At 52.2% G+C, this 15,796-nt stretch carries 12 protein-coding genes; 8 read left to right on the forward strand and 4 right to left on the reverse strand.

Annotated features, from left to right (window positions below; genetic code table 11):
• The first annotated feature begins 17 nt into the window (after positions 1 to 17).
• From QVF11_RS19930 to ptsP, 4 genes are read left to right on the forward strand one after another with little or no spacing between them, the layout of a single operon-like run.
• On the forward strand, positions 18 to 1,265 hold the full coding sequence (locus QVF11_RS19930) for a PTS fructose transporter subunit IIC (RefSeq protein WP_142512459.1): 1,248 nt from the start codon (positions 18 to 20) through the stop codon (positions 1,263 to 1,265).
• Positions 1,266 to 1,283: 18 nt separating this feature from the next.
• Entirely contained in the window at positions 1,284 to 2,366 is a 1,083-nt protein-coding gene (ypdF, locus tag QVF11_RS19935) for an aminopeptidase (protein ID WP_287858839.1), read from the forward strand.
• Entirely contained in the window at positions 2,366 to 3,403 is a 1,038-nt protein-coding gene (gene ypdE / locus QVF11_RS19940) for an aminopeptidase (protein WP_287858840.1), read from the forward strand. The genes ypdF and ypdE overlap by 1 nt, the downstream gene beginning before the upstream one ends.
• A 26-nt stretch (positions 3,404 to 3,429) precedes the next feature.
• A complete protein-coding gene (ptsP, locus tag QVF11_RS19945; protein ID WP_287858841.1) occupies positions 3,430 to 5,925 on the forward strand; it encodes a phosphoenolpyruvate--protein phosphotransferase in 2,496 nt (831 codons plus the stop codon).
• Positions 5,926 to 5,941: 16 nt separating this feature from the next.
• On the opposite strand, the gene QVF11_RS19950 is transcribed toward ptsP, so the two are convergent.
• From QVF11_RS19950 to QVF11_RS19960, 3 genes are all read right to left on the reverse strand, one after another.
• On the reverse strand, positions 5,942 to 6,796 hold the full coding sequence (locus QVF11_RS19950; RefSeq protein WP_287858843.1) for an AraC family transcriptional regulator: 855 nt from the start codon (positions 6,794 to 6,796) through the stop codon (positions 5,942 to 5,944).
• A 158-nt stretch (positions 6,797 to 6,954) separates the two neighbouring features.
• Positions 6,955 to 8,355 (reverse strand): asparagine--tRNA ligase, encoded by a 1,401-nt coding sequence (gene asnS, locus QVF11_RS19955; RefSeq protein WP_110275116.1) that lies wholly within the window; start codon positions 8,353 to 8,355, stop codon positions 6,955 to 6,957.
• 176 nt (positions 8,356 to 8,531) lie between these two features.
• The gene (locus QVF11_RS19960) at positions 8,532 to 8,993 is read right to left on the reverse strand and encodes an Lrp/AsnC family transcriptional regulator (protein WP_112214730.1); all 462 of its coding nucleotides are present in this window, start codon (positions 8,991 to 8,993) and stop codon (positions 8,532 to 8,534) included.
• A gap of 339 nt (positions 8,994 to 9,332) precedes the next feature.
• Between QVF11_RS19960 and dpaL the strand changes: the two genes are divergently transcribed.
• From dpaL to QVF11_RS19980, 4 genes are all read left to right on the forward strand, one after another.
• Positions 9,333 to 10,544: a diaminopropionate ammonia-lyase gene (dpaL, locus tag QVF11_RS19965; RefSeq protein WP_287858868.1), complete on the forward strand. Its 1,212-nt coding sequence runs from the start codon at positions 9,333 to 9,335 to the stop codon at positions 10,542 to 10,544.
• A gap of 114 nt (positions 10,545 to 10,658) precedes the next feature.
• Complete coding sequence (locus QVF11_RS19970) at positions 10,659 to 11,948, forward strand: aromatic amino acid transport family protein (RefSeq protein ID WP_287858845.1); 1,290 nt, start codon at positions 10,659 to 10,661, stop codon at positions 11,946 to 11,948.
• 26 nt (positions 11,949 to 11,974) lie between these two features.
• Positions 11,975 to 13,213 (forward strand): Zn-dependent hydrolase, encoded by a 1,239-nt coding sequence (locus tag QVF11_RS19975; RefSeq protein WP_287858847.1) that lies wholly within the window; start codon positions 11,975 to 11,977, stop codon positions 13,211 to 13,213.
• Positions 13,214 to 13,225: 12 nt separating this feature from the next.
• A complete protein-coding gene (locus QVF11_RS19980) occupies positions 13,226 to 14,389 on the forward strand; it encodes a M20 aminoacylase family protein (RefSeq protein WP_142512464.1) in 1,164 nt (387 codons plus the stop codon).
• 55 nt (positions 14,390 to 14,444) lie between these two features.
• On the opposite strand, the gene pncB is transcribed toward QVF11_RS19980, so the two are convergent.
• Positions 14,445 to 15,647, reverse strand: a complete 1,203-nt coding sequence (gene pncB, locus QVF11_RS19985; RefSeq protein ID WP_112214728.1) for a nicotinate phosphoribosyltransferase — start codon at positions 15,645 to 15,647, stop codon at positions 14,445 to 14,447.
• Between the last annotated feature and the right edge of the window lie 149 nt (positions 15,648 to 15,796).

Genomic DNA, 15,796 nt, shown 5'->3' on the forward strand with positions numbered 1-15,796 from the left:
TCGACAGGGATACACGTATGGCCATTAAAAAACGCAGTGCAACCGTTGTGCCTGGCGCATCAGGGGCGGCCGCGGTTATAAAAAATCCTCAGGCCTCCCGCAACACCTTCTGGGGCGAATTACCGCAGCATGTAATGTCGGGAATTTCGCGCATGGTACCGACGTTAATTATGGGCGGGGTGATCCTCGCCTTTTCCCAATTGATTGCCTATAGCTGGCTGAAAATTCCCGCTGACATCGGCATTATGGATGCGCTTAACAGCGGTAAATTCGACGGTTTTAACCTTTCATTACTCAAGTTTGCGTGGCTATCGCAATCTTTCGGCGGCGTGCTGTTTGGCTTTGCTATTCCGATGTTTGCTGCCTTTGTTGCTAACTCCATCGGCGGCAAGCTGGCGTTTCCAGCGGGGTTTATCGGCGGCCTGATGTCCACCCAGCCCACGCAACTGCTCAATTTTGACCCGACAAGCCTGCAATGGGTGACGAGCGCACCGGTGCCATCAACCTTCATTGGTGCGCTGATTATTTCGGTTGTCGCCGGGTATCTGGTTAAGTGGATGAACCAAAAAATCCAGCTTCCCGGTTTCCTGCTGGCGTTCAAAACCACCTTTTTACTGCCCATTCTCTCCGCAATTTTCGTCATGCTGGCGATGTATTACGTGATTACGCCGTTCGGCGGCTGGATCAACGGCGGCATTCGCGCCCTGCTGACGGCGGCGGGAGAGAAAGGCACGTTGATGTACGCGATGGGAATTTCGGCGGCAACGGCTATCGACCTCGGCGGCCCAATCAACAAAGCGGCGGGATTTGTGGCGTTCAGCTTCACCACCGATCACGTGCTGCCGGTGACCGCACGTTCTATCGCTATCGTTATTCCGCCAATTGGTCTGGGGCTGGCGACGATTATCGATCGTCGCTTAACCGGCAAACGCCTGTTCAGCGCCCAGCTCTATCCGCAAGGTAAAACGGCAATGTTCCTCGCCTTTATGGGGATCAGCGAAGGGGCGATTCCGTTCGCGCTGGAAAGCCCGATCACCGCTATTCCGTCGTATATGGTGGGCGCGATTGTGGGGTCGACCACTGCCGTCTGGCTGGGGGCAGTACAGTGGTTCCCAGAATCGGCTATCTGGGCATGGCCGCTGGTCAGCAATCTCGGCGTTTATATGGCGGGGATCCTGTTGGGGGCGGTGATTACGGCGCTGATGGTCGTCTTCTTACGCAATATGATGTACCGCAGAGGCAAGTTGCTGATCGAAAGCCTCTAATTTTAAGGGATTGCCATCATGACCTTACTTGCATCACTGCGCGAATGGCTAGAGGCGCAGCAACTGGATGCGGTGCTGATTTCGTCACGACAGAATAAGCAGCCGCATCTGGGGATCTCCAGTAGTTCTGGGTTTGTGTTTGTCAGCCGCCAAAGTGCGCATATCCTGGTCGATTCCCGCTACTACGCTGATGTTGAGGCACGCGTCAGCGGTTATCAACTTCACTTGCTCGGTGGCGAGCAGACGATGACGACCATCGTGAACCCGCTCATCGATGCCGAAAAACTGAAATCGGTGGGATTTGAAGGTGAGCAGGTTAGCTGGGAAACGGCGTGCGCATGGCAGGAGGCATTATCGGTCAGGCTGATGAGTGCCCCTCTCGATACGCTAAGACGGATTAAAACGGTGGAAGAAATCGCCTGCATTCGCGAAGCCTGTCGGATTGCTGATGTGAGTGCGGAACATATCCGCTGCTTTATTCAGCCAGGTCTGCGTGAGAGGGAGATAGCCGCCGAGCTGGAGTGGTTTATGCGGATGCAAGGGGCGGAAAAAGCCTCATTCGATACCATTGTCGCCAGCGGCTGGCGCGGTGCGCTACCGCATGGGAAAGCCAGCGACAAGCGCGTTGAGGCCGGGGAGTTTATCACCCTGGATTTCGGGGCGCAGTATCGTGGCTATTGCTCTGATATGACGCGCACGTTTTTGCTGCCCGGGGCAGGCGTGGCGCAAGAGAACCCGCTTTGGCCTGTCTATCAGATTGTGCTTGAGGCCCAGCTCGCGGCGGTAGCGGCGATTCGTCCGGGCGTGCGCTGTTGCGAGGTGGACGCCGCCGCGCGTCAGGTTATATCCGCAGAGGGCTATGGTGACTATTTTGGCCACAATACCGGACACGCCATTGGCATTGAGGTGCATGAAGACCCGCGTTTTTCGCCAGCGGATACCACGGTGCTGGAAGCGGGCATGCTGTTGACCGTCGAGCCTGGTATTTATCTTCCGGGAGAGGGCGGCGTGCGCATTGAAGATGTAGTGCTGGTGACGCAAGAAGGTGCCGAGGTGCTCTACGCCATGCCAAAAACCGTGTTACTGACAGGAGTTGCGTAATGGATTTATCGCTATTGAAAGCGCTGAGCGAGGCGGATGCGATTGCCTCCTCGGAGCAGGAGGTTCGCCAGATTTTACTGGCGGAAGCGGAGAGCCTGCATAAAGAGGTGCGTTTCGATGGTTTAGGATCGGTGCTGATCCGCCTGAATCAATCGGACGGTCCGAAAGTGATGATCTGCGCGCATATGGATGAAGTGGGATTTATCGTGCGCAGCATCTCGGCTGAAGGGGCGATTGACGTGCTGCCGGTGGGCAATGTGCGAATGGCGGCGCGTCAGCTCCAGCCGGTGCGCATCACCACTCGTGAGGGCGGCAAAATCCCCGGGTTGCTTGACGGCGAACGTAGCGGGAATGAGGTTGGCGCACTGCGCGTCGATATCGGCGCTCGCTCTTATGATGAGGTTATTCAGGCGGGGGTTTATCCAGGAGATCGGGTGACCTTCGACTCTGCACTTCAGGAACTGCCGCATCAGCGGGTGATGGGCAAAGCCTTTGACGACCGGCTGGGATGCTATCTGTTAATCAGCCTGCTGCGTGAATGGCATGCAGCGGAACTGCCCGCGGAAATCTGGCTGGTAGCCAGTTCCAGTGAAGAAGTTGGGTTGCGCGGTGGACAAACGGCGGCCCGTGCGGTCGCACCGGATGTCGCCATTGTGCTGGACACCGCCTGCTGGGCGAAAAACTTCGATTATGGCGCAGCAAACCATCGACAAATTGGCAAAGGACCGATGCTGGTGCTTGCCGACAAATCGTTAATTGCGCCGCCTAAACTGACCGCCTGGGTAGAGAGCGTCGCCGCAGAGATCAACGTGCCGCTTCAACTGGATATGTTCAGCAATGGCGGAACGGATGGCGGGGCGGTTCATCTGAGCGGAACCGGGATCCCGACGGTGGTGATAGGGCCAGCCACTCGTCATGGACACTGTGCCGTATCAATTGCCGATTGCCGGGACATTAACTGGACGCATCAACTCTTATCGGCCCTTATTACTCGTCTTACGCGCGAGACGGTGGTTCATTTGCAGGATTTCAGATGATTTCCTCGCGCTAATCAGGAGCGGTTATGTTAATGATTCAATTTCTCTGCCCGTTGCCAAACGGTCTGCACGCACGCCCCGCGTGGGAGCTGAAAGAGCAGTGCGGGCAGTGGCAAAGCGACATCACGTTTATCAATCATCGCCACAACGTGCGGGCGGATGCGAAAAGCTCGCTGGCGCTAATTGGTACCGGTACGTTGTTTAATGACAGCTGTAGCTTGAGCATTAACGGCAGCGATGAAGAGCAGGCCAGAAGATCGCTGGAGGATTATCTCCAGCACCGCTTTATTGACAGTGACAGCGTCCAGCCGACGGCCGCCGAACTGGCGGCGCACCCGCTGCCGCGCTCCCTGACTCGTCTAAACCCGGACGTACTGTACGGTACGGTGCTGGCAACCGGCGTTGGCTCGGGTGAGCTTGTTTTATGGCAGAGCGATAGCCTGGACTGCTTTCGGGCGATCCCGGCGAATGCGCAAGATAACACCCGGCTGGAACATAGTCTGGCGACGCTTGCGGAACAGCTTAATCAACAGCTGCGTGAACGTAACGGCGAGAGCAAAACCATTCTCAGCGCGCATCTGTCGCTTATTCAGGATGATGAGTTTGCGGGCAACATTCGCCGCCTGATGGTTGAACAGCAAAAGGGGTTGGGCGCGGCGATTATTGCCAATATGGAGGAGGTATGCGACAAGCTCTCGGCATCTGCTAGTGACTACCTGCGCGAACGGGTGAGCGATATCCGAGATATCAGCGAACAGCTACTGCATATCACCTGGCCCGAGCGGCGTCCGCGTAATGCGCTGGTCTTGAATCAGCCGACGATCCTTGTGGCAGAAGACCTGACGCCAAGCCAGTTTTTGAGTCTTGATTTACAGCATCTGTCCGGGATGATTCTGGAGAAAACCGGGCGCACCTCGCATACCCTGATTCTGGCTCGCGCCTCTGCCATTCCGGTGCTGAGCGGATTGCCGCTGGAAGCTATCGGACGTTATGCCGGTAAGCCTGCGGTGCTGGATGCTCAGTGCGGTGTGTTGGCGATTAATCCGGATGCCGCCGTCAGTGGTTATTATGCGGTCGCCCAAAATCTGGCGGGTAAGCGTCAGCAGCGGCAGGCGCGAGATGCCGCACAGCCCGGATTGTCGCGAGATAATCAGCGTATTGATATCGCGGCGAACATTGGCACTGCGCTGGAGGCCCCTGGCGCATTTGTTAACGGTGCTGAAGGCATCGGTCTGTTTCGTACAGAAATGCTGTTTATGGACCGCGACAGCGCCCCGGACGAGCAGGAGCAGTTTGAGGCCTACCAGCAGGTATTACTGGCGGCCGGTGAGAAAACGGTGATTTTTCGCACTATGGATATTGGTGGTGATAAAAATATACCCTATCTCAAGATCCCACAGGAGGATAACCCATTCCTTGGCTATCGCGCGGTGCGTATTTACCCTGAGTTCGCCGGATTGTTTCGTACCCAACTTCGTGCTGTCCTACGGGCGGCCACTTTTGGCAACGCGCAGTTGATGATCCCAATGGTCCACAGCCTCGATCAGATTTTATGGGTCAAGAGCGAGCTGCAAAAAGCGATAGCAGAGCTGAAAACAGAAGGCTTACGCCACGTGGAAGCTCTTGCGCTGGGCATCATGGTTGAAGTGCCTTCGGTTTGCTACATCATCGATCACTTCTGCGATGAGGTGGATTTCTTCAGCATCGGCTCGAACGATATGACGCAATATTTGTACGCCGTCGATCGTAACAATCCGCGCGTCTCAACGCTGTATAACCCGATTACGCCCTCATTCCTGCGTATGCTACAACAGATTATCCGCGTGGCACATCAGCATGGAAAATGGGTTGGCATATGCGGCGAGCTGGGCGGTGAACGCCGTTATTTGCCACTGCTTCTCGGGCTGGATTTGGATGAGCTCAGTATGAGCAGTCCGCGTATTCCGGCAGTGAAAAGCCAGCTGCGTCAGCTCGATAGCCAGGCCTGCCGGGAGCTGGCGTTGCGGGCGTGCGAATGCCGCAGTGCGCAGGAGATCGAAGAATTGCTCAATCAGTTCGCGCCGCAAGACGATGTTCGTCCACTGCTGGCGCGGGAAAATATCTTCGTCGGCGAAGCGCTCGCCAACAAAGAGCAGGTCATTCAGTTCCTGTGCGGTAACCTCGGTGTTAACGGGCGTACCGAACATCCGTTTGAGCTGGAAGAGGATGTCTGGCAGCGTGAGGAGATTGTCACTACGGCGGTCGGGTTTGGCGTGGCGATACCGCATACAAAATCACAGTGGATTCGCCACTCCAGCATCAGCATTGCTCGCCTCACTCAGCCCATCGACTGGCAGTCAGAAATGGGAGAGGTGGAGCTGGTCATTATGCTGACGCTCGGTGCTGACGAAGGTATTAATCATGTGAAGGTCTTTTCGCAGCTGGCACGCAAACTGGTGAATAAAAACTTCCGTCAGTCGCTATTTGCTGCTGAAAATGCCGAAAGTATTTTGGCGCTGCTGGAAGCTGAGTTGACCTTCTGATACTGAAACTCCGGCTTTACTGGAACCGAGCGCAGTAATCCCCCGGCGTCAGGCCAAACTGGCGCCGGAAAAGGCGGCTAAAATAGTCGCTGTCGTGATATCCGCACCGCTGTGCCACTTCGCTGATCGGCAGATGATACTTCTGTAGAATAATGCGCGCTCTGGACATTCGTACCCAACGGACATATTCCACAAAACTCATCGTTCCATGCTGAGCAAAAAGCTTAGATAGATGGTTTGGCGTAATATTGAAAAACTGCGCCACGCTTTCGCGGCTTAGCGGCTGGGCATAGTTATCCTGCACCCAGTTACACATGCTGTGATAGAGAAATTCCGAACGCGGGCGATGCGTATCAGGACCCGCATTCACCACGCCCCGGCACAGATGCAACAGGCTGAGCACCAGTGGTTGAATGATATCCTGGAGCTGAGGGGAGCGGCTGAGGTGAGTTAGCGCAGTAAGCATGGCCTCACCTTCGCCGCGCTGCGGGTGCGGCAGTTCAATCCGGCGCACCGGGCGCAATAGAGACGCAGTGCGGTTATCGTAAAACGACAAGCCCAGCCAGGCCGGAGCAAACACCAGGCTTAGCAGCATCACGGGCTTATCGCTGATGGGCAGGTTGGCCGCCCGGGCGGGAATAAACAACATTTCGCCTTCGGTGAGGCTGTGCTGCTGTTTCTCCAGTTGATTGCCGTATTCGCCGCGCAGGACGATATCAAGGCGTGGAAGCTCGATGCACAAGCTCCCCGTTGGCAGCGATACCGGTTGGGTGGCAAACCACACGCGGCCCAGGCGCTGCGGGTTAAGTACAAGGCCGCTGAAGAGATCGGCAAAAAATTGTTGATCTGCTGGTAAGCCTGGTTCTTTCATCGCCCGCTCTCATATGATAACTGCATTAATTATTTGAACTTTTTCACTTTACTCCCACCAGGTGAAATTTCAAATTGCAGAATTTTACGTTAATAGATACGGGATGCATCAACGAAAAAGGCCAGCTTGCGCTGGCCTTTGGCTGTCGTGAAGATAAATCAGAATGTTGCGTTACGCGGGGTACGCGGGAACGGGATAACATCACGCACGTTCTGCACGCCGGTCACGTAAGCGATCAGACGCTCGAAGCCCAGACCAAAGCCTGAGTGCGGCACGGTGCCGTAACGACGCAGGTCGCGATACCACCAGTAGTCTTCTTTATTTAGACCCATTTCCGCCATGCGCGCGTCAAGCACGTCCAGACGTTCTTCACGCTGGGAGCCGCCGATTATTTCACCGATGCCCGGAGCCAGAACGTCCATGGCGGCGACGGTTTTACCATCTTCGTTAAGACGCATATAAAACGCCTTGATCTCTTTCGGGTAGTTTTTGACAACCACCGGCGCTTTAAAGTGCTCTTCCGCAAGATAGCGTTCGTGCTCGGAGGAGAGATCCACACCCCAGTACACCGGGTTTTCAAACTGCTTACCGCAGTTTTCCAGGATGGTGACCGCGTCAGTGTAATCGACCTGAGCGAAATCAGCGGAAACGAAACGCTGCAGACGATCGACCGCGTCTTTATCCACACGCTCGGCAAAGAACTGCATGTCGTCAGCGCGCTCGGTGAGTACCGCCTGGAAGACATACTTCAGCATCGCTTCCGCCAGACCTGCTACATCGTTCAGGTTAGCAAAGGCGACTTCCGGCTCCAGCATCCAGAACTCTGCCAGGTGGCGGCTGGTGTTGGAGTTTTCGGCACGGAAAGTCGGGCCGAAGGTGTAGATTTTTGACAGCGCACAAGCATAGGTTTCGCCGTTCAGCTGGCCAGAAACGGTCAGGAACGACTCTTTGCCAAAGAAGTCTTTATCGAAATCAACCTTTCCCTGATCGTTGCGTGGCAGGTTTTCCAGATCCAGCGTCGAAACGCGGAACATCTCGCCAGCACCTTCAGTATCGGAAGCGGTAATCAGCGGGGTGGAAACCCAGAAGAATCCCTGCTCGTCAAAGAAACGGTGCAGCGCCTGTGCCAGAGTGTGACGCACGCGGGCAACCGCGCCAATCAGGTTGGTACGCGGGCGCAGGTGAGCGACTTCGCGCAGGTACTCGATGCTGTGGCGTTTTGCCGCCATCGGGTAGGTATCCGGGTCTTCAACCCAGCCGGTGACTTCAACGTTGCTGGCCTGAATTTCAAAGCTTTGGCCCTGGCCCTGAGAGGCCACGACTTTACCGGTGACGATGACCGAGCAACCGGTGGTCAGGCGCAGCACTTCCTGATTGTAATTGGGAAGAGAATTACTGATGACGGCCTGTACAGGATCAAAGCAGGAACCGTCATAGACGGCGAGGAAAGAAAAGCCAGCTTTAGAATCTCGGCGGGTACGCACCCATCCGCGCACGGTGACTTCGCTGTCAACGGCAACGCGGCCCTGGAGTACGTCGGCTACAGGCACAACGCTCATAATAGTCTCTCTTTATAGTCCAATAGAAAAATCTGTATCCCCCTTCAGTGGGGGGGATATCTATGTTACCTGTCATCTTCCATCAGACAAGTAGATTTCGCACGAGGAGGGGGAGTTTTAGTAAATAAATGGCGAGAGCGCTTTAATTTCTCACTCTTATACGAATGGCGAGGAAGTCATTCAATCATCACCGTCATCTCTTGCTTGGCGTTTTGCATCGAAACAATGGTTCTGAACGACTTAATATTTCCCGAGGCGAAAAAAAGATCACGAGTCAGAACCTCATATTCCGCCATGTCGCGGACGTTAACTACCAGCAGAAAATCAAAATCTCCCGTGACATAGTAAACCTGCTGAACCTGTGGGCAGTTAACAAACCTTTGTTTGTCCTCTTCTAATAAGTCGAGCCGTTCATTTTCAATGGTCACCTGCACCATGATGGTGATAGGGCGACCCACTTTGCTGGCATCCACTATGCTGACGTTAGTTTTAACCACACCCGCTTCTTCCAGTGCAGCAATACGTCGATTGACCGCTGAAGGAGAAAGGCTGACGAGATCAGCAATTTCTCGCTGTGAGAGCCGATTGCTATGCTGCAAATGTTGCAGAATTTTTTTATCCCAGGCGTCGAGTTTCATAACTGCGTTACCCTCAATTATTGTGAGATACATCACCTCATGCAATTTTGTTGCGTCTCAACCCTTATTAAGGGTGAATATTGCGTATTAAGAGGCAATTTTGCGTCATTTAATTGCCCTGCGCAGTGTACCATCTTGATGAGTGAGGGAAAGAGGTGAATGAATGATTTTATCTTTGCTTCTTATTATCCACATTGCATTGCAGATTATTTTGTAATGTCTGTAACTGAACGTCTTTTTTATTATGCGGAACCTTTTTCTTTTTTATTCTCAGAGCAGGGTTGCGCTATAAAGATGTTACCAGCGGCTTATGAACATGGAGATGAAGGTATATTTATGATGGATGTTATCAAGTGCCAATTAAATCCACGAAGAAAAATATATGGCGAGGGCGTCGACCTTAGCTTGTTGAATGAATCTGTTGGCCATGAGGTTCTGGCGTTTCATAAGAAATTTCCGGGCTATTGTGTCACCCCTTTACGTAGTTTACCGCATCTTAGTAAACGTTTAGGGCTTAGCTCAATTCATGTGAAAGATGAATCTCAGCGTTTTGGTCTTAATGCATTTAAAGGTTTGGGTGGCTCTTATGCGGTTGGGAAATATCTGGCAGAAAAATTAGGTCAGAATATTAATACACTATCGTTTTCTTCATTAAATTCTCCTGAAATTAAGGCAAGGATAAAAGATATCGTTTTTGTTACGGCTACCGATGGCAATCATGGCCGTGGGGTTGCATGGGCTGCAGAACAGCTGGGACTGCAGGCGGTAGTGTATATGCCAAAAGGCTCATCGCTTATCCGTGCACAGAATATTCGCCACCATGGTGCCGAATGTTCGATAACCGATCTTAACTACGACGATACCGTCCGTCTGGCCAATAAAATGGCACAAGAAAAAGGCTGGGTATTGTTGCAGGATACCGCCTGGCAGGGATATGAACAGATCCCTACCTGGATAATGCAGGGTTATATGACACTGGCTATTGAGGCCTGGGAGCAGCTCACGAAAAGCGGAGCTCCGCTGCCAACGCATCTTATTTTACAGGCTGGGGTCGGTTCTTTTGCTGGCAGCATCATGGGCTACTTCCTTGAGAAAATGAAAGCTCGAGCTCCCAAAATCATTATCGTTGAACCACATAAAGCAAACTGTCTTTACCGTTCCTCCGTCGTTAATGATGGACAACCACATAGCGTGGGCGGCGATATGGCAACGCTGATGGCGGGGCTAGCCTGTGGCGAACCCAATATTACCAGTTGGCCGATGATTCGTGATTACGCATCCTGTTTTATCTCTGCTGACGATAGCTTAGCGGCTAACGGGATGCGTATTCTGGCTTCTCCTCGACCAGGAACTGATGCTCCCTTTATATCAGGGGAGTCGGGCGCTATTGGTACTGGACTTCTCTATGAATTAATGAGTCGTGAAGACTATAGGGGGATTATCGAAGCTTTGCAGCTTAATACGGACTCTCATGTTTTGTTAATTAGTACAGAAGGTGATACCTCTCCGGATATCTATGAGGATATTGTCTGGTTCGGTCGTAACGGTTGAAGCAGCAGCCGTAGTTGATAAAAGGGCCATTTCCTACCCTACAGGCCCTAATAAAAACGTTCTGGTAATAAATAAAATATGCCACAAGGCATAATAAATAAGAGAACACTATCGATGAAAAATAATACGGCTCCGATAAGTAATGAATTAATAGATCCGAAAAAATGGCATGGTGAGGATACCATTTGGGTATTGGGGTTATTTGGCACAGCAATCGGTGCCGGGGTGCTTTTCTTACCCATTAATGCTGGGATAGGCGGCTTTTGGCCACTGCTTATTGTATTTGCACTAGCTTTTCCCATTACCTATTTAGCACACCGTGGACTGGCTCGCTTTATTTACTCATCCAATACACCCGAAAGTACTATAACTGATGTGATTGGTGAGCATTTTGGCTTACGGGCTGGTAAGATTTTTACCATTATCTATTTTTTCGCCATTTATACCATTCTGATTATGTATGCGGTGGCGATAACCAATACTGCACAGAGTTTTATAACCCATCAGTTAGGTCTGTCGGAACCGCCTCGAGCGCTGGTCTCCCTGGTGTTGATACTTGGGCTGATGTTTATTGTTCGCCTCGGACAGCGGCTGATTATGCGAGTGATGGGTACTCTGGTATATCCCTTTATCGCTTCGCTGATTTTTATGGCGCTCTTTCTTATTCCGCACTGGAACGGCGCGATTCTTGACAGTGTGGACCTAAGTTCCACAACCACCGGGCAAGGTGTTCTACTGACGTTATGGATGACTTTCCCGGTACTGGTCATGTCGTTTAACCACTATCCGATTATTTCACCCATGGTGGTTCGCCAGAAACAACTTTATGGTGTCGCCGCCGCCGATGCTAAATGCGGGCAGATCCAGCGCCGTGGGATTTTGCTGATGGTTGGTGTGGTACTGTTTTTTGTTCTGAGCTGCGTTTTAAGCCTGTCGCCACAGCAACTGGCTGAAGCAAAAGCGCAAAACCTGTCGATTCTTTCTTATCTCGCCAACCATTTTGATACCCCGGTTATTGCCTGGCTGTCGCCGGTAATCGCCTTCGTCGCGATTACCAAATCATTTTTAGGCCACTATATCGGTGCTTATGAATCCTTGCGTGACATGATTATCGAAGCCGCAGCAAGCAGAGATAAAAAGCCGGGAATCAAAACGGTCAATGCTGCAATCTTCGTTTTCATGATTCTGACCTGCTGGTTTGCTGCTTATAAAAATCCCAGCATCCTTGGCATTATCGAGAGCATCAGCGGCCCCACCGGTGCAGCAATCCTGCTACTGCTGCCGATGTACGCCATTCACAAATTGCCGGTACTCGCTCCCTACAGAGGCAAAATCAGCAACGTCTTTGTCACCGTTATCGGCCTGATTACCGTCTCGGCCATTTTTTATGGAATGGCCCGCTAACCACACGTTAACCGAGAGATATTTATATGAGTCAGCATCTGGAAATAAACGGCCAACGGTTTGTCGAGTCACTCTTTGAGTTGGGCCAGCATGGCGCGCTGGAAGGTGGGGGCGTATGCCGGCTGGCGGCGACGCCGGAAGATAAAGCAGGAAGAGATTTTGTTGTCGATAAAATGCAGGCGCTTGGATTAAGCGTGAAAATTGATGCAATTGGTAACGTCACCGGTATTTACGCCGGGCAGCAGGAGTTGCCGATGGTCATGATGGGCTCACATATCGACACCGTGGGAACCGGAGGATTATACGATGGCAATTATGGCGTAATGGCCGGGCTTGAGGTCATCGCGACGCTGAAGGAGGCGGGTATCCGCCCGCTGCGTCCGCTTGCCGTCACTTTTTTTACCAATGAAGAAGGGGTTCGCTTTCAGCCGGACATGATGGGAAGCGTGGTCTTCGCCGGCGAGTATCCGCTGGAAACTGCTTTAGCAGCGAAAGACCTGGACGGTATTACGCTTGATGAGTCCCTGAGCGCGATAGGCTATAAAGGCGACCTTGTGCCGGGCGATATGGTCGTTGATAGCTATATTGAGCTGCATATTGAACAAGGGCCGATTCTGGATAAAGAAGGAACGAATATCGGCGTCGTCACCGGCGTTCAGGGAATTTCATGGCATGAATTTACGCTGACGGGCGTTTCCAACCATGCAGGAACTACGCCGATGGCAATGCGCCATGACGCAGGTTTTGCCGCTGCGAAGATTGCCGTGTTTGCCCGAGAACTGGCACAGAAGTTTGCGGGGGACCAGGTGTCTACCGTTGGGCATATGACCTTCAAACCCAACCTTATCAATGTTATCCCCAATCACGTGGTGATGTCAGTGGACTTACGCAATACCGATAATGAGGAATTAAAGCGTGCGGAAAGACAACTGCTAAGTTTTGTTGAAAAAACGGCGCAAGAAGAGGGCATAAGCATTACCACGCGCTCTTTGGTGCGATTTAATCCGGTCATTTTTGCTGATGAAATCGTTGCTGCTGTTGAAAAAGAGGCGCAGATACAGGGATTAAGCCATCGTCGATTGCCGAGCGGGGCAGGGCACGACGCGCAGTTTATGGCTTCTGTCTGCCCGGCTGGGATGATCTTTGTGCCATGCGTTGGCGGCATCAGTCATAACGTTGAAGAACATACTGAATCTCACGATCTTATCGCCGGGGCAAATGTGCTGTTACAGGTGGTACTCAAACGTGCCGAAAGATCCCTTTGAAAGGAGCTAAAAATGAATCAGGAACAATTAAAACAGCAGCTTATTGCATGGCGTCATCACTTGCATGCACATCCGGAAAGCGCTTTTGAAGAGATCAAAACGTCGGCGTTTATTGCTGAAAAGCTTGAAAAAATGGGTATTGAAGTACACAGAGATATCGGTAAAACCGGGTTGGTCGGCATTTTAAAATGCGGCGATGGCGACGGTGTTATCGCTATCAGGGCCGATATTGATTCCATTCAGCTTACCGAGCAGGGCGATGTATCCTATCGTTCACTCAGATCTGAAAGAATGCATGGCTGCGGTCACGATGGTCATACCTGTATCGCGCTGGGGGCGGCGCAACTATTGCTACAACGGAAAAACTTTAACGGCACAGTGTGTTTTGTCTTCCAGCCTGCGGAAGAACCGGGCTACGGTGCCAGAGCGATGATAGATGATGGGCTTCTGGAAAAATTTGGTATTCAGGAAATTTACGGTCTGCACAATATGCCGGGGATGAAAGCCGGGACCATTGCGACACGCGTCGGTGGGATTATGGCCAGTGAAGACAATTTTGTTATTCGCATTAAAGGGCAGGGTTCACATGCCGCGCGTCCGCATATGAGCAAAGACCCGCTGGTTATCGCTGCAGAAATTATTCTTGCGCTGCAAACCATCGTCTCCCGGAATATGGATCCCAACGTTCCGGCAGTAGTTTCTTGTACCGAACTGCATACCGACGGCATTCGTAACGCAATTCCAACTCATGTTGAAATTAAAGGCGATACTCGTAGCTATTCTCCACAGGTGCAGAAACTACTGGAGGAGCGGATGCGTACTATTAGCGAGGCAATTTGTGCTATGCACGGTGCGCAATGTGAGTTTTCTTATACCCATGAATTTGCGCCGACGGTTAACTGGCAGTCCTGCGTGGACGTGGCGGTTAATGCAGCCAGAGGGGTCGTAGGGGAAAAAAATGTCGATGGCAATGTACAGCAGATGATGATTTCTGAAGATTTTGGCGCTTTTTTGCAGGCGATACCCGGGTGCTTTGTCTTTTTAGGTAATGGCGACGAGTCAGATGCTAAAGGAAATATTCCGTTGCATAACGCCTGTTACGATTTTAATGATGAGATTTTACTAACCGGTGCGGAATATTTTGCCGAAGTTATCCGAACCCGTTTGCCGCAATAAACCGCGATTAATAAAAATTACGTCCGCAGTTGCGGACGTAATTTCCTTTTTAAACTTAGCTGGCCTTTTTAACTGGCGGCAGGTCAAAGGCCTTGCGTAGAGCGCGTACGAAGGCTTTATCGTGGCAAATGGTTTTCCCCGGGCTGTCGGAAAGTTTCGCCACCGGCTTACCGTTGCACTCCACTAGCTTGATAACGATATTCAGAGGTTTAACCTGCGGAATATCGCAGGTCAGACGGGTACCGATACCAAAGCTCAGATTCACCCGCGATGAGAAGTGGCGATATAAGTCGACCGCTTTCGTCAGGTCGAGATTATCGGAAAACACCAACACTTTACTTAGCGGATCAATGCCCAGTTTTTGGTAGTGGGCAATTGCTTTCTCGCCCCATTCAACCGGGTCTCCGGAATCATGGCGTAGTCCCTGATAGCGGGTCGCAAATTCCGGGCCGAAATCACGCAGGAAAGCATCCATTGTAATGCAGTCGGTCAAGGCGATACCCAACTGGTCAGGATACTCTTCCAGCCAGGCGGCGAGAGCGGCGCGTTGGCTACTGGCAAGATTTGGGCTGATTTGCTGATGCGCCTGGAACCATTCATGCGCCTGGGTTCCCATCGGCGTAAGGTCCAGACGACGCGCAAGATCGTAGTTGCTGGTGCCGACAAACCACGTCTCCTGCTGCAAGCGCTTAACAATGGCCTGCTGCACTTCGCGCGAAAATCGGCGGCGGGTACCGAAATCCATCAGGCGGAAGCCGGACATATCAATATCCGCGGTGAAATGGTTGAAATCGGTAAGCTTTTGCTCGAGGGTTTCCAGCGCTAAATCAACGCTAATTTCAGGCGAACGATAACGATGGACCAGCTCGCTTATCACCGCCAGCAGCGGAACTTCCCACATGATAACTTCACGCCATGGGCCTGAGAGGCGAATATTGAGCTTACCGTTATCATTAGTGACGGAAACCTGGCGCGGGTCATAGCGGAAGTTGCGCAGCCAGTCGAGGTAGTCTTGCGAAAAGAATGGCAGGCTCGACAACCAGTGATATTCATCGTCCTGTAGCTTCAGGTCGCGCATCGTCTCAACCTGTTCGCGAATCGCATCGGCATAGATGCCGAGCAAATCGTCCCCACGGCAGCGGAACTCTGCCGCGACCTGTACATCATTGTAGCGGTGAAAGACAGCCTGCTGCATGTGCAGCTTGTAGGCATCCGTATCAAGCAGCGAGTGCAGTACAGGAGAAGTGAATTGGGTCATGGTGCGCAGTAGCATCCTCTCACTGGAGCGTTTCCATCAAAACCAAAGCGGTAAAAAGGAGCCGGAGTATACCTGTAATACCCGACTCTGTCCCGCGGCGACGGCTGATGACGACGCTGACGGTCATTTGCGAGGCCTAGTTTAATATA

It is taken from the genome of Klebsiella sp. (genome assembly GCF_027492335.1).
In the GTDB taxonomy this organism is placed as follows: domain Bacteria; phylum Pseudomonadota; class Gammaproteobacteria; order Enterobacterales; family Enterobacteriaceae; genus Klebsiella; species Klebsiella huaxiensis.

Coding starts and splice junctions, on each gene's coding strand:
- QVF11_RS19960 (WP_112214730.1), bottom strand. CDS start 8,993: ATGAAACTCGACGCCTGGGATAAAAAAATTCTGCAACATTTGCAGCAT.
- QVF11_RS19980 (WP_142512464.1), top strand. CDS start 13,226: ATGAATCAGGAACAATTAAAACAGCAGCTTATTGCATGGCGTCATCAC.
- QVF11_RS19930 (WP_142512459.1), top strand. CDS start 18: ATGGCCATTAAAAAACGCAGTGCAACCGTTGTGCCTGGCGCATCAGGG.
- QVF11_RS19950 (WP_287858843.1), bottom strand. CDS start 6,796: ATGAAAGAACCAGGCTTACCAGCAGATCAACAATTTTTTGCCGATCTC.
- ypdF (WP_287858839.1), top strand. CDS start 1,284: ATGACCTTACTTGCATCACTGCGCGAATGGCTAGAGGCGCAGCAACTG.
- pncB (WP_112214728.1), bottom strand. CDS start 15,647: ATGACCCAATTCACTTCTCCTGTACTGCACTCGCTGCTTGATACGGAT.
- QVF11_RS19970 (WP_287858845.1), top strand. CDS start 10,659: ATGAAAAATAATACGGCTCCGATAAGTAATGAATTAATAGATCCGAAA.
- QVF11_RS19975 (WP_287858847.1), top strand. CDS start 11,975: ATGAGTCAGCATCTGGAAATAAACGGCCAACGGTTTGTCGAGTCACTC.
- dpaL (WP_287858868.1), top strand. CDS start 9,333: ATGGATGTTATCAAGTGCCAATTAAATCCACGAAGAAAAATATATGGC.
- ptsP (WP_287858841.1), top strand. CDS start 3,430: ATGTTAATGATTCAATTTCTCTGCCCGTTGCCAAACGGTCTGCACGCA.
- asnS (WP_110275116.1), bottom strand. CDS start 8,355: ATGAGCGTTGTGCCTGTAGCCGACGTACTCCAGGGCCGCGTTGCCGTT.
- ypdE (WP_287858840.1), top strand. CDS start 2,366: ATGGATTTATCGCTATTGAAAGCGCTGAGCGAGGCGGATGCGATTGCC.